Consider the following 17060-nt stretch of genomic DNA (forward strand, 5'->3'; position numbering starts at 1 on the left):
TTCTAAATAAGAATATGATAAATTTCATAGAATTTTCACATAAAAAAAAACCGGCTAAAGAAAGCCGGTTTATTATTTAAATCAAGTGTAATCTTTTACGCAGGAATTTCACCTTTATATAAGAAAGAAATAATTTCCTTATTCACATTTTCTACCATTTCGCTGAAAAGATGGAAAGATTCCTGTTTGTAAATTACCAAAGGATCTTTTTGCTCGTAAACCGCGCCCTGAGCAGAACGACGAAGATCATCCATTTCTCTTAAATGCAATTTCCAGTTTTCATCGATAATGGAAAGTGAGATGTTTTTCTCAAAATCATTAATCAAAGTATCACAGTTTGTATCGTGTGCTTCTTTAAGATCCGTCACAATGGTCATCGTTTTAATACCATCCGTAAAAGGAACCTGAATCATTTTAAACATTGAACCTTGTGTTTTAAACACATTTTCAATAATCGGGAATGATTTTTCCTTCAAAAGCTGAAGCCTTTGATCGTAATCTTTTTGTGCTGCATCAAATAAAATATTTGTCAATTCCGGGATTTGTTTTCCTTTAAATTCATCCTCAGAAACAGGCGATTCCATCGTGAAATATTTAATTATTTCAAACTCAAAATCTTTGAAGTTATTTGTATTTTTCCCTTTTGTAACAATACTTTGAGACACGTCAAAGATCATATTTGAAATATCATACTTTAAGTGATCACCAAACAAGGCGTTTTTACGACGTTTGTAAATAACGTCACGTTGTTTGTTCATGACATCATCGTATTCCAGCAATCTTTTACGGATACCGAAATTGTTTTCCTCAACTTTTTTCTGCGCTCTTTCAATAGATTTTGAGATCATTGAATGTTGAATCACTTCACCTTCTTTATGACCCATTCTGTCCATCATTTTGGCGATTCTTTCCGAACCAAAAAGACGCATCAAGTTATCTTCCAAAGACACGTAAAACTGGGAACTTCCCGGATCACCTTGTCTTCCGGCACGACCACGAAGTTGTCTGTCAACACGACGGGAATCGTGACGCTCAGTTCCAACAATTGCCAAACCGCCGTTTGCTTTCACTTCGCCTTGTAATTTAATGTCAGTTCCACGTCCTGCCATATTTGTCGCAATCGTCACAACACCAGGTCCACCTGCCATTGCTACGATTTCCGCTTCTCTAGCGTGAAGTTTTGCATTTAAAACATTGTGTTGAATTTTTCTTAATTGCAATGCTTTTGACAATAACTGCGAAATTTCAACAGAAGTTGTTCCCACCAAAATTGGTCTTCCAGCAGAACTTAATCTTTCTATTTCTTCAATAACTGCTGCATATTTCTCACGGTTGGTTTTGTAAACGAGATCTTGTCTGTCATCACGAACAATTGGTCTGTTAGTAGGAATTACAACCACATCCAATTTATAAATTTCCCAAAGTTCGCCGGCCTCAGTTTCCGCCGTTCCAGTCATTCCCGCCAGTTTATTATACATACGGAAATAATTCTGTAGTGTAACTGTAGCGAAAGTTTGGGTTGCTGCTTCAATTTTTACATTTTCTTTAGCCTCGATCGCCTGGTGAAGTCCGTCAGAATAACGTCTTCCTTCCATGATACGGCCTGTAGATTCATCTACAATTTTCACTTCGCCGTCAATTACAACATATTCATCATCTTTTTCAAATAATGTGTAGGCTTTTAATAATTGGTTTAAAGTATGGATTCTTTCAGATTTAATTCCAAATTCACGGAACAATTCTTCTTTGGCTTCGAATTCTTCGTCTTTGCTTAAATTTTTATTTTCAAGATCTGCTAATTCAGTTGCAATATCATTTAAAACGAAGAAATTATGATCTTCATTTCCAGCAGACATATATTCTACACCTTTATCGGTTAGATCGATCTGGTTATTTTTTTCGTCGATTACGAAATATAAATCCTGGTCAACAATCGGCATATCGCGATTGTTATCCTGCATATATTGTGCTTCAGTTTTTTGTAAAAGTGCTCTATGACCACTTTCTGAAAGATATTTAATTAAAGGACGTGTTTTAGGTAAACCTCTGTATGCCTGTAATAATTTGAAACCGCCTTCTTTAGTTTTACCGTTGTCAATTAATTTTTTCGCTTCTGCAAATAACGCTGAAACTGTTTTCTTCTGAATGCCAACAATTCTATCAACACTCGGTTTTAGCATATCAAATTCCTGGCGATCACCTTGTGGAACCGGTCCGGAGATTATTAACGGCGTTCTTGCATCATCAACTAAAACGGAATCAACCTCATCCACAATTGCAAAATTTAATTCACCTTGAACCAATTCTCCTGGTGAAGTCACCATATTATCTCTCAAATAATCAAAACCAAATTCGTTATTTGTACCATACGTAATGCTGGAACCATAAGCTTTTCTGCGCGAATCTGAATTTGGCTGATGATTATCAATACAATCGATTGACATACCGTGGAATTCATAAATTGGACCCATCCACGCGCTGTCACGTCTTGCCAAATAATCATTGACCGTCACAACGTGAACACCTCTTTCAGTAAGGGCATTTAAATAAATAGGTAAAGTTCCAACTAAAGTTTTTCCTTCACCAGTTGCCATTTCAGCAATTTTTCCGGAGTGCAGAACAATACCACCTATAAATTGTACATCGTAATGCACCATATCCCATTTAATCGGCGTTCCCGCAGCGTCCCATTCGTTTAACCAAACCGCTTGATCGCCTTCAATTCGAACGAAATCTTTTATTGCTGCCAATTCTTTATCACGGTCATTTGCCGTCACGCGTATTTCGCTGTTTTGAGCTAATCTTCGTGATGTTTCTTTTATAACTACAAAAGCTTCAGGTAAAATCTCTCCTAAAACTTTTTCTTCTACTTCGTAAGATTCTTTTTTAAGATTTTCAATTTTGGTGTAAAAAGCTTCTTTTTCATCTACATTCGTAGTACTTTTTATAAGTTCTTTTGTAGCATCTATCTGGGAAGTAAACTGCGCTGTCGCCGCTTTAATTTTTTCTTTAAACTCAGCTGTTTTTGCACGAATACCATCATCAGAGAGTTCCTGAATTTCCGGCTCAACCGATTTTATTTTCTTTAAAACTTTTCTTACTTCCTTAAGATCTTTGGCATTTTTATCGCCCAAAAAACTTTTCAGAACCTTACTTAAAACATCCATATTTTATAAATCTTGAAACCAAAAAAATAATTTTAATTGGTTATTAATTGCTTTTAAAGTAAAACGCAAAAGCAGAAAGCAGGCTGCAGAATGCGTCTGATCTTAGTACTCGTCTTCGTTCCAGAGAAAATCATCGTCTGTTGGGTAATCTGCCCAAACTTCTTCGATACTTTCGTAGATCTCACCTTCGTCTTCGATAGCCTGAAGGTTTTCTACAACTTCCATAGGCGCTCCGGTGCGGATCGCGTAATCTATCAGTTCAGCTTTGGTCATCGGCCAAGGAGCGTCGCTTAAATATGAGGCCAATTCTAATGTCCAATACATAATATATAATTTTTTGCAAAAATAGAAAATTAGACGACATAAAAAAGTTTTTTGTGCCTGATTTTCAATAAACTTTGAGTTTAAAATCAAATTATTTCCTTTAAAATCAAGAGCGATTTCTCAAAAACCATTCCACGAAGATTTTTATGCCATTTTGGAAGTTAGTCTGTGGCTCGTACCCCAAAAGTTTCCTGGCTTTGGCTATATCAGCATTTGTTCTTTGTACATCGCCCTGCTGCATAGGAAGTTTATTTATTTTTGCTTTTAAATTTAAAGCATTTTCTAAAGTGGCGATCATTTCCTCTAATGTAATGACTTCACTTTCACCTAGATTGATAATTTCGTAAACGTTTTCATTTACCTCTAAATATTGAATTGATTTTAAAACGCCGTCAATAATATCGTCAATAAAAGTATAATCTCTCGCCGTAGAACCATCGCCAAAAAAAGGAATTTCCTCATTATTTGCCATCAATTTACAAAACTTATGAATCGCCAGATCTGGTCTTTGTCGCGGTCCGTAAACCGTGAAAAACCGCAACTGAATCATATCAATATTGTACAAAGAATGATAAGCGTGACCGATTATTTCACCGCATTTTTTCGTTGCCGCGTAAGGTGAAATCGGATTATCTACATTATCAGTTTCTGAGAAAGGAATTTTCTTATTATTTCCGTAAACACTGGAAGAGGAAGCGCAGACGAACTTTTTAATATTATATTTATTACAAAGTTCAAAAAGATTTTGCGTTCCTTTAATATTAACTTCCTGGTATTCTAAAGGCTTTTCAATTGAAGGTCGAACGCCAGCTAAAGCGGCAAGGTGTATGATAAAATCAATTTTATTTGATTTAAATATTTTTTCCAAACCTTCATAATCTCTAATATCCTGAAAATGAAGTTGATATTTATCGGAATTTACTTCAGATTGAAGTTTTTGAATATCAGAAAGTTTATCGGAAAAATCGAAATCTACAGATTTACCGACCGATTCTAAAGTATTTTTTACTTTAATTTGATAGTTATAAAAATCATCAAAATTGTCAATGTTAATGACATAATGTCCTTTTTTAAGTAGGTTTTCTATTAAATGAGAACCGATAAAACCGCTGCCGCCTGTTACGAGATAATTCATTTAAAAATTAAATAATTTTAAATTTTCGATATATTTGAAATCTTTTTTATTCAAAGTAAATAATTCAAAATCAAAATGCAGAGTTGTTGCAGCGATATAAGAATCACCTAGTGAAAGTTTATGAGAAAGTGAAAATTTATGAGCTAAATCGACCGCTTTTTTAGGAATTTGTTCATTTACTGAATAGTGTTGAAATTTCTGTAAATCTTTTTGAATAAAATTGAGTTCTTTAGAATTTCTTGCGCCAAAATATAACTCGGATACTGTAATGTCTGAAATACAAATACGATCAAAATCTAATTTTTCTACAGTTGAAATAATTTCTTCATTCCGTTTATAAATCTCAATAATTATATTGGTGTCAATGATTATCATTTTCTCGTCCACGACTTTTCTCTTAATTCTTTTCCGGTAATGTCATAATCTTCCCAAATTCCTATTGTGAAAGGAAATTTTTTGATATTCTTTTTTTTACTTTCTTTAATTTCTACCGTAACATCAAATGTTTTTAAGAAATTCAAAAGCGCGTCAAGTTTACTTTTTGGCAGATTACTCTTTAAAATTATTTCTGTCATTTTACGAATATTTACACAAATATAGCGCTTTTCATTAGATATTTACAAAGACTTGATTTGCTTTCAAAGCAATAAATTATTCCTTATTTTTACAAAAATTATTCAAATGCAATTCTCCGGGCAAATCTTAAAAATGATCACTGAAAATGGAAAACCCATTCAATATTACCTCAATCTTTCTGGCGATATAATTCACATGAATCAGTTATTTAATAAAAAAATCAGCCTGAAACATATTGGATATTCCTGCGTGAATTGTGGGAAGAATCAAAAAGTTTACCGCATGGGATTTTGCAAAAACTGTTTTTTTGAATCACCATTTGCAAGTGACACAATTATCCGTCCAGAACTTTCCACTGCACATTTAGGAATTGGCGAACGTGATTTAGCCGTTGAAGAAAGCATTCAATTAAAACCGCACGTTGTTTATCTGGCTTACACGGGCGATGTAAAAGTGGGGGTTACGCGGGAATCTCAAATCCCGACAAGATGGATCGATCAGGGCGCCACTTTCGCTTTGGAAATTGCACGTACAGAAAACCGTTACGAAGCCGGAATGATAGAAGTCGCGATGAAGGAACATTTTGCAGATAAAACCAACTGGCGAAAAATGCTGCAGGACGATTTTGAAGACGACTTGGATTTAAAAGATTTCAGAGAAAGAGTAAAGGAATATTTCCCTGAAGATTTTAAAAATTTTTATTTTGACGAAGGCCACGTTGAGCGCTTGGATTTCCCTTACGAAGCGCCGGAAAAAATCACATCATTTACTTTAGATAAAAACCCGGAATTTGAAGGGGTTTTAAAAGGCATAAAAGGGCAATATCTTTATTTTGAGGGTGGAAATTTTATCAATGTGAGAGGACATGAAGGTTATGTTGTGGAAATGGAGGTGGAGTAATAAAATTAAATTTTAATAGTTACATAAACTTCTCTAAAACTCCCGTCAACCGATTCACATCATGCACGCCACTTTCTTTATACAATAATTCCCCATTTTTAAAAACCGCTAAAGTCGGAACACCACGAACGCCATATTGCGCGGCAATAGAGGGATATTGATCAATATCAATCTTTATTATTCTGGCTTTTTCGCCAATATTTTCTTTCACAGTATTTAAAACTGAAGACTGCACTTTGCACGGACCGCACCAAACGGCGAAAAAGTCAATTAAAACCGGACGTTCAGATTGTATAAGTTCTTGAAATTTTGCTGACATTTTGATATATATTTTAGATAATAGACGAATAGAGGATAGATTTTCTGGAAACAATTATTTCTTTGCAGATAATGGAATCGCACAGTTTCCCGAAGCGCAACCGAGTTTGAAAACTGCCATTCCGGCGTAATATAAACCGATTAAACCCATCCACCAAACCTGATCTTTCACGGCTAAAAGAATGAAAAATAAACCGCCAACAAAGTAAACGATCCGGCGCAGATCCCAAGAAATTAAATATTTTTTCATCTTTTTATTGAAATATTTTCTGTTCCAAACTTTTCCAGCCACCGCCATTATGAACATCCATAAAACCGTTTTTCTCAAGTATCGATTTTGCAGAAGCACTTCGCATGCCGCTTGCACAACAAGTGATAATTGTTTTGCTTTTATTTAGTTTATTCAAATTTTGAGATAAATTCTGAAGCGGAATATTTGTAGAGTTCTTTATATGTCCACCACTAAATTCGGCTTCTGTACGAACATCAATAATTTGCGCGCCGCTTTTCATTAAATCCGAAAAGATGACTTTATTATTGCCAAAAAGATTTTCAAAAAAGTCTAACATAGTTTTTTAGTTTAGAGTTTTTGACTGGCAAACAAAATCACTTTGCGGAATTGAAGTCTCCACTATTTTACCGAAACCGCCTTCAATTTCTGAAAAATTTCGAATGCCGTGAGATTGCAAAATACTCGCCGCGATCATACTTCTGTAGCCGCCCGCGCAATGGATAAAAAAATGCTCGTCTTTGTCTACGTTATTGATCCAGTCGCTGATCTCAGCAAGCGGTCTGCTGAATGCTTCCGCAACGTGTGACGCTTGATATTCACCCGGTTTTCTGACATCAATTACTTTTGAATTTTCATTAAATTTTTCGTGAAAATCTTCAGCAGAAATTCTATTCACTTCGTCTGTTTCTTTCCCTGAATTTTTCCAGGCTTCAAAACCGCCTTTTAAATAGCCGATCACATTATCAAAACCAACTCTTGATAATCTTGTAATCACTTCTTCTTCAGAATTTTCATCAGAAATTAATAAAATTGGTTGCTTTACATCAACGATCATTGAACCAACCCACGGCGCAAAATCACCTTTAATACCAATAATAATGGCGTTTGGAACAAATCCTTTTGAAAAATCTTCCGCAGTTCTTGTATCTAAAATCAAAGCGCCGGTTTCTTCTGCAACCAATTCAAAATCTTCAACAGAAATTGGATTTTTACCTTTTTTCATGACGCTTTCAAAACTTTCATAACCGCCTTTGTTCATTGCGACATTCATACCGAAATATTTCGGTGGCGCAGATAAACCGTCTAAAACTTCCGCAATAAAACTTTCTTTATTGGGTTGATTTAAAGCATAATTGGTTCTTTTTTGATTTCCTAAAGTATCCACAGTTTCCTTCTGCATGTTTTTTCCACACGCCGAGCCTGCACCATGAGCAGGATAAACGATAATGTCGTCAGCTAAAGGTTTTATCTTGGTTTCCAAACTATCATAAAGCATTCCCGCCAGATCTTCAGAAGTCATACTTCCAATTTTCTGCGCTAAATCTGGACGTCCAACATCACCTAAAAATAAAGTATCGCCTGAAAAAATAGCCGATTCTTTTCCTTTTTCATCAATCACTAAATAAGTGCAACTTTCCAAGGTGTGACCCGGCGTATGAAGCACTTTTATTTTAATTTTTCCAATGTTAAAAATCTGTTCGTCTTCTGCCACAATTACTTCAAAATCAGGTTTTGCAGTTGGCCCATAAACGATTTGTGCGCCAGTTGCTTTTGCCAGATCAACGTGACCGGAAACGAAGTCAGCATGGAAATGCGTTTCAAAAATATATTTTAAAGTCACCTTGTCTTTTTTCAGTCTATCTAAATAGGGTTGAATTTCCCGTAAAGGATCTACAATTGCGGCTTCATTTTCAGAAACTATATAATAAGCACCTTGCGCGAGACATCCAGTGTAAATTTGTTCTATTGTCATTTTTAAAATTAATTCAACAGTTTAATAAAAAACTATTATTTAATATCTAAAATCTTATAATCGGTGTCACCCATTTTAAATTCATCGCCTGCTTTTTTACCTTGCATTTCTTTAAAAATTGGCGCTTCTTCTGAAACAGAAATGACTTGTTTACCATTGAGATCAAATGAAGGCACAGAGATTCCGACAAAGAAAAAGAAGTTTTCTGTTTCTATCAAACTTCCATTTTCAATCTCTTCATAACTATTTTCTTTTTCTGACTCTAAAAGATTTAAGTTATTTTTTGCTTCAGAATGCAACTGTTCAAATCTCAACTGCATATCTTTCGCTTCAGTTTGATGGGAAAGTTCATCCGGATCAGACGCGCTGTTTTCCTCAAGATCAGATGCTGTTTTGTAACGGTCTACAGATTCCTGAAGGTTTTCAATAACAGATTGCTGCTCTTTTATGATGCTTTCTAAAACTTCTTTTTTATTCATTTTAATATTTTGATGTACAAAAATACGGAAATTTTAAACGTGTTTTTTTTAAAACTGATAAGAGAAATTAACGACAAAATTTCTTCCCGGATTTAAAATCCTCTGCATTTTATCTAATGACAATGTTCTGTTGAGATATTCTGCATAAGCGCGGTTAAAAACATTATTTACCTCAAAATTAATTTGAGCATTTTTAAAAATATCCATTTTCGCCGAAACATCCATAAGTGAAAAATCCGGTGTTTTAAATTCGCCAAACTCAGGGTTAATGCGGTTTTGAGTATTTACAAATCTATATTTTGCAGCAAAAACAAAAGGCGCAATGTCGTACTGAATCTTCCATCTTAAATCTAAAGGCGCAATTTCCGGCAAAGGATTTTTAGTTGAAATTTCTTCCGCGTAAGTGTAAGCGATTGCCATTTCTGAAGTTAATTTCGGTAAAAAATTCCAGTTTATACGGCTTTCAAATCCTGTTTTGTACGCGTCACCGAGATTTTGAAGTTGTCGCGTTCCTGGCGACATCATATTTAAAGGTTTTAAAGGAATAATTTTACCGGAAATAGAATTTTGCAAATAGGAATAAAAAACATCGGCCTGGAAAAATAGTTTTTCTGTTTTAAAAGTGTAAATTAAATCGGTTTGATTGTTCGTTTCTGCTTTTAAATTAGGATTTCCGACCAATTCATAAGCGTCAATTCCACCAGGATATCGGTTTATAAATCGCTCGGTTAAACTTCCGCTTCGTTGCGCACGACCAATTAATAGAGACAATTTATTTTTCGCATTTAATTCCTGGGAATAAGCCAGACTCAAACTGTTGTTAATTTGATTGGTATTCGCTGTTCCGTACAAAGTTTGAAATAATTTAGACAAATCTTTTGCATCGGCCTGATTGTAATCTAACCGGTAAGAAGCGGTCAATTTTCCATTTCCAAAATCGTGGTTAAATTCATTAAACCAGCCAATTTGATTGTCATAAGAATTTTGCCAACTCGTTCCGTCCTGAATCATCGGCATCATCATTCCGCCCATCATCATCATTGACATTTTTGAACTGATATTTTTTGCTTCCTCGTGTTTAAAATCTAAACCAGAATAAAATACATTATTTCCCCAAGCCAGTTTTGCTTCACCTCTTTCGCCATAAGTATTGGTTCCGACGTTTGAAATCATACTTTTATCCGGCGTTCCCATAGAATGTTTTACAAACGAAGCGTACGAATTGAAATCCAGATTTTTTACGATAGAATTATCAATTTTTACGGTGTGTCGCGCTTGCAACATCCAGGTTTTATCATACAATAAATCCATTGAAAGCGCTGCAAATTCTACGTTTCGCGCTTGGTTTGTATTTAAATGAAAAGTCGTGACATTATTTTCGTTCCATCTATAACTCGCTTTTGTGCCTAAATTGTAACGCAGAAAAGACGATGGTACTTTATTGCCGTTTCCATCTTTATAATCATCACCTTTTTGGTACGAACCATACAAATCCCAAACGATTTTTTTTGAAGAAAGACTGGTGAAAAGTTCGTCTCTTAAAACGTTGCCGTTGCTTTCGTAACCCGTTGTTAATCTTCCTTTAAGTGAAAGCGAATCCGTAAAAGTTGGCTGGATTGTGACGAAATTAATCGTTCCGCCAAAAGACGCACCTTGCCGAAAATGATAAGGACCTTTATAAATTTCCGCTTCTTTCACAATATTCATCGGAACCTGGCTCGTTGCAGGATCCATTCTACTTGGACAGGCATTTATAGCGCTTGCAACGCCGTCAATAATGATATTAAGTTGCTCATATTTAAAACCTCGTAAAACAGGATCAGTTGCGTAATTTCCAGCTTTTTTAATTCCTGAAAATTCCGGTAAAACTTCTAAAAATTTCCCCGCATCGTGGTTTATTAAATCAGAATTATTGGTTTCTAAATTTTTTTTATTGTTTAAGAATTGTCTTGTGATTTTTACGACTTCGATGTCTTTTGAAAGACTGTCTTTTGCGGTTTGCGCGTTTAAAATTTGTGGCAAAGAAAAACCAAAGCACACCGAAATATAGGTTAAACCTTTAAAGTTTAATTTCATTTTTTTATTTATTTAAAATTGGACGTAATTATTTCTCTGAATCTCAGAAAAGGTCAGTTTTATTTAAATAAATGTTTGGGGCGGGTAAGGTTTTAAAGTTAAATAGCCAGTTTGCAGATCTGCATTCCAGTGGGAAAAAGCCCGGTTTTTTTCTTGAAACAGACTTTGTGTTTTAAAGACGAAACGTTCTACCTTTTGAAAAGTTAAAGTGAAATCAAAACCAGTTTTAAAAGTTTTTTGATTAGAATTTGATTGATTTGCTTCTTTTCGCATTTCACATTTTCCGTTGCAAAGCATTTCGGGTTTATCTTTATTTACGCAAAGCGCTTCGTAATAATCCTGATTAATATTATAATCTATCACAAAAAACAAACTTTGAAAACTTGCTAAAGTAATCATAAGCGTCAACAGATATGAAATCAAAATTTTCACTTCGCCAAAGTTAATTAGAAAATCACCGCACATAAAATGACTTTACTCATAAATCAAATTAATCGGGGATTTATTTGAATTTTGTTTAAATTTAAACTTTTAAAACTCACAAAATGGCAGACAAAGGAAAATTCATCTCGGAACTTCAGGCAAAATATACATCAAAAGGTGAATTTATCACTTTAGGAAAAGGAATGTTTAACGGCGAAGTGGTGCAGGAAGTTGATGTCAATATTCCTTTAAAAACCATTAACAGACACGGTTTGATCGCCGGCGCAACTGGAACGGGAAAAACAAAAACGTTGCAGGTTTTCGCTGAACAACTTTCTCATAAAGGAATTCCAAGTTTGGTTTTGGACGTAAAAGGTGATTTTTCCGGGATTGCAGAAGCTGGAACGGACAACGCCATTATTAAAGATAGATATTCAAAAACAGGTTTAAATTATCAGGCGCAAAGTTTTCCGGTAGAATTAATGACGATTTCCGGGGAAAAAGGTGTGAAACTTCGCGCAACCGTGACGGAATTTGGGCCGTTGCTTTTAAGTAAAATTTTGGACTTAAATGACACGCAAAGCAGCATTATGTCAATCGTTTTTAAATATTCTGACGATAAAGGTTTACCTTTAATAGATTTAGAGGATTTAAAAAAATTACTGCAATACCTTACAGATGACGACGGTGGAAAAGCAGATTTAAAAGCGAATTATGGTGCAATTTCACCGGCTTCTTTGGGTGCAATTTTACGGTCAATCGTTTCTTTGGAACAGCAGGGCGCGACCAAATTTTTTGGTGAACCAAGTTTTGATGTCCACGATCTACTTCAAACCCGCGACGGAAAAGGCGTTGTCAATATTTTAAGGGTTCAAAATATTCAAAGTCAGCCACAACTTTTTTCAACTTTTATGTTGTCATTATTTGCAGAAATTTACATGACTTTTCCAGAAGAAGGCGATTCCGGGAAACCAAAATTTGTTTTATTTATTGATGAAGCGCATTTAATTTTTAATGAAGCCTCAAAAACTTTATTGGCGCAAATTGAAAATATGGTAAAATTAATTCGCTCAAAAGGCGTGGGAATTTATTTTATAACACAAGTTCCGGGCGATGTTCCTGAAAATGTTTTAAGCCAATTAGGAATGAAAATCCAGCATGCTTTGCGTGGTTTTACGGCAAACGATAGAAAAGAAATTAATAAAGCGGTAGAAAATTATCCAATTACGGAATATTATGATGCAGGACAATTAATTCAAAATTTAGGAATTGGTGAAGCATTTATAACGGCATTAGATGAAAAAGGAATTCCAACACCTTTGGTTCAGACTTATTTAATTTCGCCGGAAAGCAGAATGGATATTTTATCTGACGCAGAAGTTTCAGAATTGACTGGTAAATCTGCTTTAGTTCAAAAATATGAGCAATCTGTGAACAAAGATTCTGCGTACGAAATGCTCACGACAAGAATGGAACAAGCTGTGCAGGCCGCTGCGCCCGAAGTTAAAGCAAAAATTTCAAAAACTGCGGTACCAAAAGAGCAACCAAGCGTTTTTCAGGAAGTTATTGGAAGTCGCGCAGGTCAAAATTTTATGTCAACTTTAGCAAGAGAAGGCGCAAAATTTGTTTTGGGAATGTTGACAGGAAAAAGAAGATAAAATTTAAACAAAAAATAGTTTACCTGAATTAGATTCTAACATTTTCAGGTTTTTTTAAAGATATTAATGTATTCAATTATAGACATAGAGAGCAATGGCGCAGCTTTTCGGGAAGAACAGATTACCGAGATCGCCATTTATAAATTCGATGGACATCAGATTTTAGATCAGTTTATTTCGATGGTAAATCCTCTAAGTGAGATTACGCCTTTCGTTCAAAAACTCACAGGAATTACTCCCAACATGGTGCGAACGGCGCCGAAATTCTTTGAAATTGCAAAGAGAATTGTAGAAATCACTGAAAATACGACCGTTGTTGGTCATAATGTTGATTTTGATTACAGAATGTTGCGCCAGTCATTTGGAGCCTTAGGTTTTGAATTTGAGCGCGAAACAATCGATACAATTCCATTGGCACGTAAATTAATTCCTGACGAAAAAAGTTATTCTTTAAGCAAACTTTGCAAATCAATCGGCATTCCTTTAACGGAAAAACACCGCGCAGGCGGCGATGCGAGAGCCACTTTAGACTTGTTTAAATTATTAATGCTAAAAGACCAATCCGCAGAAATTATCCAGAAACAACAGGAAGAAGCGCGATCAAAAACGTTTTTAAATAAGATAAGAAAATTGACGGAAAATCTGCCTTCAAAAAAAGGTTTGGTGTATTTTCAAGACGAAAATGGAAAATTGCTTTATCTGGATTTCGTTACAGACTTATACAGAATTTCTAAAAACGTTCTAAATTCCAAAGCCAAAAAATGGTATCATATTCAGCAATTAACAGAGCAAATAAATTACGAATTGGTTGGAAACGAAGTTCTTGCGAGAATTATGATGCTTAATAAAAAAATCACGAAAGATGAACGTGCGCTTTTTGGTTTGTTTTTTATTAATGAAAAATTTAGCATAAAGAGGTTGACCTCCGTAAAAAAGATAAAACCTTTAGTAAAATTAAAAACATTTTCTCAGTCTTCAAAAGTGTTAAAATACGCGGAAGAATTTAGTGATTTTGAAACTTTTAATTCTATAATTAATTTAGAAGACAGAAATGAACTTTGGATTTCTGAAGGCAGAACTTTAGGCGAAAAATCTTTTATCATAATTGAAAACGGAATTTTAAGCGGTTTTGGTTTTTACGAATTATACCATCAAATAAAATCGTGGGAAATGATAAAGAAATTAAAAATTGATATTTCTTTTGAACCAAAATTGTTAGAGAATTATTTGAAATTAGCACTTCTAAAAAACTATTTTGAAATAATTTCAATTCCGAAATAACCGAAAATCTTTAAAGATTTACAAAATCCTTTAACAAAAAAGAAACAATTCAGCAATTAAATTCAATACAAAAATTGCGAGATTTACAGATAAATTCTAATTTTGCCGAAAATTTAAAACAAGCAATGCAAATTATTAAACAAAATAAAATCGGTAAAAAGGGAGCTGTAAAGTTCTCTAAGGTTTGGAATGTCTAATGAGTTGTATGCATAAAATATTAATCCGCGGCAGACTCTTTTCGAAGAATCTGCCTTTTTATTTAAAAAAATATAAAAATGACCGATAAAAATTTACTAAAAATCGCACAGGAATTTGGAACGCCAACCTACGTTTACGAAGCAGAATCCATCAAAACTCAGTATCAAAAACTGACGGATTCTTTTACGAAAAACACCCGTTTTTTCTATGCTGCAAAGTCTTTAACGAACATTAATATTTTAAAATATATAAAAAGTTTAGGCGCGTCCTTAGATTGCGTTTCTATAAATGAAGTGAAATTAGGTTTGAGAGCCGGTTTTACTGTAGATCGTATTTTATTCACTCCAAACTGCGTAGATTTTTCTGAAATTGAAGAAGCTGTCGCGCTAAAAGTTCATGTGAATATTGATAATATTTCCATTTTGGAGCAATTTGGGACAAAATATGGCAATTCTTATCCAATTTTTGTTCGTATTAATCCGCACATTTTTGCGGGTGGAAATTATAAAATCTCAACCGGACATATTGATTCTAAATTTGGGATTTCCATTCATCAACTTCGTCATATCGAACGTGTAATGAAATCTACAAACCTTTGCGTGAACGGCCTTCATATGCACACGGGAAGTGAAATAAAAGATGTTGATGTTTTCGTGCAGGGTTTAGAAATTTTATTTGAAATATCAGAACATTTTCCATATTTAAAATATTTAGACATGGGAAGTGGTTTTAAAGTGCCTTATCAAGACGGCGATCTGGAAACGGACGTGAAATCTTTAGGTAAAAAAGTAGAAAAAGTATTGTCTGATTTCGAAAAAGAATCTGGCAGAAATCTCGAACTTTGGTTTGAACCGGGTAAGTTTTTGGTAAGTGAAAGTGGTCATTTTATTGTGAATTCAAATGTCATTAAACCAACAACTGCAACAACATTTGTCGGAATAAATTCTGGTTTCAATCATTTAATTCGTCCCATGTTTTACGATTCTTACCATAAAATCGAAAACTTATCAAATCCAAAAGGTGCGGAAAGAATTTATACTGTCGTAGGAAATATCTGTGAAACCGATACTTTTGCCTGGGACAGAAAATTAAATGAAGTACGCGAAGGTGATGTTTTGGTTTTTCGAAATGCAGGCGCTTATGGATTTGAAATGAGTTCAAATTTTAATTCACGCCTAAAACCGGCGGAAGTTCTTTGGCTAGACGGAAAAGCGCATTTAATTAGAAGAAGAGATGAGTTTGAGGATTTGCTGAGAAATCAGATAGAGGTTTTATAGAATTATTGTAGATTTACTTGAATTAAATTAAAAACAATGAAAAAGATATTTGTAATTATTTTTTCTTTTGCTTTAACAATTGTTTTTGCACAAGAAAATAAAACAACAGTAAGTTATGAAGGCGGAAATGAAAAAATGGCCAAGGATTTAAGAGGTAATTTTGAAAGCGTTCTGAAACAATATAATTTTAACGGAAATGTAAATATTAGTTTTGTTATCGATGAAAATGGTAAAATTAAAGGTGAGGTCTTAGAACCAAAGAGTGAGGATAACGAATTCAAAGTAGAAATATTTCGGGCTTTGGAAAGAACAGGAAAAAACTGGATCGCTGCAACAAAAGACGGTAAAAATGTTGCGACGAAAGTTACAATTCCTTTGAACTACAATGTGGACGTAAGGCCGACAGATGAGCGAACGCGTTTCTCATCAGATAATTTAAATAATCGAGCTTTGTCAAGATAAAAAAATCAAGAAAAACTTTGTAAGAAATTGCAAAGTTTTTTTATGAAAATTAATGATTTTATGAAGATAAATATGAGAAAATGGATTTTGGTGATACTCTTTTTTCCTTTGATTTTTAAAGCTCAAATTTTAGATCAATATCCACGCGGACAGAATTTCTATGAAGGCGGAATTACGAAAGTTTACAACGATCTCCATCAAATAATTGTTGATCAAAAACTTAAAAAATGTGCTGATCCAAAGGAATTATACCGGTTAAATTTACTTTTAACTAAAGAAGGCGATATAAAATTTGTGAAAGATTTTGATACTTTGAATATTGCTAAAAATCAATGCGCTTATGATTTGTCTAAAACTTTGGCAATTAATTTAAAGGGTAAAAAATGGCTTCCTGCTGAAGTAAAAGGTCAAAAATTTTCTTCTTTGGTTTACTTAATGATTTTCCCTAATGATTTGTTTGAAAAGTACCAATCAGATTATAACCCATCAAGATATTTCAAAGGTTCTGTTTTTAAAGACGGCCAAGAAAATTTAACTAAAGAAATCCGAAATACATTTAAAAGTTTATTTTCTGATTACAATGTGAGAGGAAAATTTTATCTGGATTTTTATGTTGATGCAAACGGTGAAATTGTCTCGCCAAGCGTAAAGCCGGAAATTGAAAATCAAGATTTTAAAAGAGAAGTTTTTAGAACACTTCAAAGGATGAACCAAAAATGGATTCCGGCAACTTTTCATGAAATTCCGGTAAAAAGTAAATTTTCGGTTCCACTTATTTTCACGCAAGAATAATCTCGTAAT

General features: G+C 34.1%; 18 protein-coding genes. 6 read left to right on the top strand and 12 right to left on the bottom strand.

The annotated features are described in order from the left end of the window. Window positions 1-95: 95 nt before the first annotated feature. The 5 genes from secA to BM238_RS11070 all read right to left on the bottom strand — a co-directional run bounded on the left by secA (window position 96) and on the right by BM238_RS11070 (window position 5201). Window positions 96-3167 (bottom strand): preprotein translocase subunit SecA, encoded by a 3072-nt coding sequence (gene secA / locus BM238_RS11050; RefSeq protein ID WP_090080807.1) that lies wholly within the window; start codon window positions 3165-3167, stop codon window positions 96-98. A gap of 102 nt (window positions 3168-3269) precedes the next feature. After that, entirely contained in the window at window positions 3270-3491 is a 222-nt protein-coding gene (locus tag BM238_RS11055; protein WP_090080809.1) for a DUF2795 domain-containing protein, read from the bottom strand. Window positions 3492-3597: 106 nt separating this feature from the next. Beyond that, window positions 3598-4626 (bottom strand): GDP-mannose 4,6-dehydratase, encoded by a 1029-nt coding sequence (locus tag BM238_RS11060; protein WP_090080812.1) that lies wholly within the window; start codon window positions 4624-4626, stop codon window positions 3598-3600. Beyond that, on the bottom strand, window positions 4627-5001 hold the full coding sequence (locus tag BM238_RS11065) for a type II toxin-antitoxin system VapC family toxin (protein WP_090080815.1): 375 nt from the start codon (window positions 4999-5001) through the stop codon (window positions 4627-4629). After that, entirely contained in the window at window positions 4998-5201 is a 204-nt protein-coding gene (locus BM238_RS11070; RefSeq protein ID WP_090080819.1) for a hypothetical protein, read from the bottom strand. Before BM238_RS11070 ends, BM238_RS11065 begins: the two co-directional genes overlap by 4 nt. 106 nt (window positions 5202-5307) lie before the next feature. Here BM238_RS11070 and BM238_RS11075 point away from each other — a divergent pair, with 106 nt between their 5' ends. After that, the gene (locus BM238_RS11075; protein ID WP_090080821.1) at window positions 5308-6102 is read left to right on the top strand and encodes a DUF2797 domain-containing protein; all 795 of its coding nucleotides are present in this window, start codon (window positions 5308-5310) and stop codon (window positions 6100-6102) included. A gap of 19 nt (window positions 6103-6121) precedes the next feature. Here BM238_RS11075 and BM238_RS11080 read toward each other — a convergent pair whose 3' ends face one another. From BM238_RS11080 to BM238_RS11110, 7 genes are all read right to left on the bottom strand, one after another. Further along, on the bottom strand, window positions 6122-6421 hold the full coding sequence (locus tag BM238_RS11080; RefSeq protein WP_090080825.1) for a thioredoxin family protein: 300 nt from the start codon (window positions 6419-6421) through the stop codon (window positions 6122-6124). A gap of 54 nt (window positions 6422-6475) precedes the next feature. Then, complete coding sequence (locus tag BM238_RS11085) at window positions 6476-6670, bottom strand: hypothetical protein (RefSeq protein WP_090080828.1); 195 nt, start codon at window positions 6668-6670, stop codon at window positions 6476-6478. A 4-nt stretch (window positions 6671-6674) separates the two neighbouring features. Then, window positions 6675-6989, bottom strand: a complete 315-nt coding sequence (locus tag BM238_RS11090; RefSeq protein ID WP_090080830.1) for a rhodanese-like domain-containing protein — start codon at window positions 6987-6989, stop codon at window positions 6675-6677. A 6-nt stretch (window positions 6990-6995) separates the two neighbouring features. Further along, entirely contained in the window at window positions 6996-8405 is a 1410-nt protein-coding gene (locus tag BM238_RS11095; RefSeq protein ID WP_090080833.1) for an MBL fold metallo-hydrolase, read from the bottom strand. A gap of 35 nt (window positions 8406-8440) precedes the next feature. Continuing rightward, window positions 8441-8884: a hypothetical protein gene (locus BM238_RS11100; protein WP_090080835.1), complete on the bottom strand. Its 444-nt coding sequence runs from the start codon at window positions 8882-8884 to the stop codon at window positions 8441-8443. A 48-nt stretch (window positions 8885-8932) separates the two neighbouring features. Beyond that, window positions 8933-10960 (bottom strand): TonB-dependent receptor domain-containing protein, encoded by a 2028-nt coding sequence (locus BM238_RS11105; protein ID WP_090080837.1) that lies wholly within the window; start codon window positions 10958-10960, stop codon window positions 8933-8935. Window positions 10961-11023: 63 nt separating this feature from the next. Further along, complete coding sequence (locus BM238_RS11110) at window positions 11024-11383, bottom strand: hypothetical protein (protein WP_143093382.1); 360 nt, start codon at window positions 11381-11383, stop codon at window positions 11024-11026. Between the two features lie 122 nt (window positions 11384-11505). On the opposite strand from BM238_RS11110, the gene BM238_RS11115 reads away from it, so the two are divergent. The 5 genes from BM238_RS11115 (at window position 11506) to BM238_RS11135 (ending at window position 17051) form a co-directional block, all read left to right on the top strand. Then, on the top strand, window positions 11506-13041 hold the full coding sequence (locus BM238_RS11115) for a helicase HerA-like domain-containing protein (protein WP_090080842.1): 1536 nt from the start codon (window positions 11506-11508) through the stop codon (window positions 13039-13041). A gap of 66 nt (window positions 13042-13107) precedes the next feature. Further along, complete coding sequence (locus BM238_RS11120) at window positions 13108-14322, top strand: 3'-5' exonuclease (RefSeq protein WP_090080844.1); 1215 nt, start codon at window positions 13108-13110, stop codon at window positions 14320-14322. Window positions 14323-14597: 275 nt separating this feature from the next. Then, on the top strand, window positions 14598-15797 hold the full coding sequence (lysA, locus tag BM238_RS11125) for a diaminopimelate decarboxylase (RefSeq protein ID WP_090080846.1): 1200 nt from the start codon (window positions 14598-14600) through the stop codon (window positions 15795-15797). Between the two features lie 36 nt (window positions 15798-15833). Beyond that, window positions 15834-16259 (top strand): energy transducer TonB, encoded by a 426-nt coding sequence (locus tag BM238_RS11130; RefSeq protein WP_090080848.1) that lies wholly within the window; start codon window positions 15834-15836, stop codon window positions 16257-16259. Between the two features lie 42 nt (window positions 16260-16301). Further along, window positions 16302-17051, top strand: a complete 750-nt coding sequence (locus BM238_RS11135) for an energy transducer TonB (RefSeq protein ID WP_090080850.1) — start codon at window positions 16302-16304, stop codon at window positions 17049-17051. The last annotated feature ends 9 nt before the right edge of the window (window positions 17052-17060 follow it).

The organism is Halpernia frigidisoli (assembly GCF_900113805.1).
GTDB classification, from domain to species: Bacteria; Bacteroidota; Bacteroidia; order Flavobacteriales; family Weeksellaceae; genus Halpernia; species Halpernia frigidisoli.

What these genes read in the sequence shown, in the direction of transcription:
- secA (WP_090080807.1), bottom strand. Translation starts at nt 3,167, where the DNA reads ATGGATGTTTTAAGTAAGGTTCTGAAAAGTTTTTTGGGCGATAAAAAT.
- BM238_RS11055 (WP_090080809.1), bottom strand. Translation starts at nt 3,491, where the DNA reads ATGTATTGGACATTAGAATTGGCCTCATATTTAAGCGACGCTCCTTGG.
- BM238_RS11060 (WP_090080812.1), bottom strand. Translation starts at nt 4,626, where the DNA reads ATGAATTATCTCGTAACAGGCGGCAGCGGTTTTATCGGTTCTCATTTA.
- BM238_RS11065 (WP_090080815.1), bottom strand. Translation starts at nt 5,001, where the DNA reads ATGATAATCATTGACACCAATATAATTATTGAGATTTATAAACGGAAT.
- BM238_RS11070 (WP_090080819.1), bottom strand. Translation starts at nt 5,201, where the DNA reads ATGACAGAAATAATTTTAAAGAGTAATCTGCCAAAAAGTAAACTTGAC.
- BM238_RS11075 (WP_090080821.1), top strand. Translation starts at nt 5,308, where the DNA reads ATGCAATTCTCCGGGCAAATCTTAAAAATGATCACTGAAAATGGAAAA.
- BM238_RS11080 (WP_090080825.1), bottom strand. Translation starts at nt 6,421, where the DNA reads ATGTCAGCAAAATTTCAAGAACTTATACAATCTGAACGTCCGGTTTTA.
- BM238_RS11085 (WP_090080828.1), bottom strand. Translation starts at nt 6,670, where the DNA reads ATGAAAAAATATTTAATTTCTTGGGATCTGCGCCGGATCGTTTACTTT.
- BM238_RS11090 (WP_090080830.1), bottom strand. Translation starts at nt 6,989, where the DNA reads ATGTTAGACTTTTTTGAAAATCTTTTTGGCAATAATAAAGTCATCTTT.
- BM238_RS11095 (WP_090080833.1), bottom strand. Translation starts at nt 8,405, where the DNA reads ATGACAATAGAACAAATTTACACTGGATGTCTCGCGCAAGGTGCTTAT.
- BM238_RS11100 (WP_090080835.1), bottom strand. Translation starts at nt 8,884, where the DNA reads ATGAATAAAAAAGAAGTTTTAGAAAGCATCATAAAAGAGCAGCAATCT.
- BM238_RS11105 (WP_090080837.1), bottom strand. Translation starts at nt 10,960, where the DNA reads ATGAAATTAAACTTTAAAGGTTTAACCTATATTTCGGTGTGCTTTGGT.
- BM238_RS11115 (WP_090080842.1), top strand. Translation starts at nt 11,506, where the DNA reads ATGGCAGACAAAGGAAAATTCATCTCGGAACTTCAGGCAAAATATACA.
- BM238_RS11120 (WP_090080844.1), top strand. Translation starts at nt 13,108, where the DNA reads ATGTATTCAATTATAGACATAGAGAGCAATGGCGCAGCTTTTCGGGAA.
- lysA (WP_090080846.1), top strand. Translation starts at nt 14,598, where the DNA reads ATGACCGATAAAAATTTACTAAAAATCGCACAGGAATTTGGAACGCCA.
- BM238_RS11130 (WP_090080848.1), top strand. Translation starts at nt 15,834, where the DNA reads ATGAAAAAGATATTTGTAATTATTTTTTCTTTTGCTTTAACAATTGTT.
- BM238_RS11135 (WP_090080850.1), top strand. Translation starts at nt 16,302, where the DNA reads ATGAAAATTAATGATTTTATGAAGATAAATATGAGAAAATGGATTTTG.